This is a genomic window from Leifsonia sp. SIMBA_070 (assembly GCF_046534635.1).
Lineage (GTDB): Bacteria > Actinomycetota > Actinomycetes > Actinomycetales > Microbacteriaceae > Leifsonia.
The window spans coordinates 1-251 of sequence record NZ_JAWRYK010000643.1 but is presented as its reverse complement, the minus strand read 5'-3'; the positions used below and the strand labels follow the sequence as shown (position 1 = coordinate 251).

General features: G+C 66.5%; 1 protein-coding gene. It reads right to left on the bottom strand.

Annotation, left to right across the window (positions count from 1 at the left end; genetic code table 11):
* The coding region (locus SB754_RS21805; protein WP_410784400.1) for a DUF6350 family protein at positions 1–251 on the bottom strand (251 nt) is incomplete at both ends.

Sequence of the window (251 nt, the reverse complement as noted above, 5' to 3'; positions counted from 1 at the left end):
GCCGTGAACCAGCGCGCCCTGATCTTCAGGGACAGCCACTCATCGAAGTGGTTTTCGCCCTCGCGCAGGAACCACCAGCCGGCCAGGATGCCTGCGACAACGGGCAGCATGAGCGCTGCTACTCCGTATTCCATTCCACCAGTGGGCAGGGCTGCCAGCACGGGAATCCCCGGCAGCGGGCCCACCGTGGTTTCGAGTGGGCTGATGACGCTGCCCGTTCCGATGGCGAACCCGGCGCCAGAGGTCCAGCC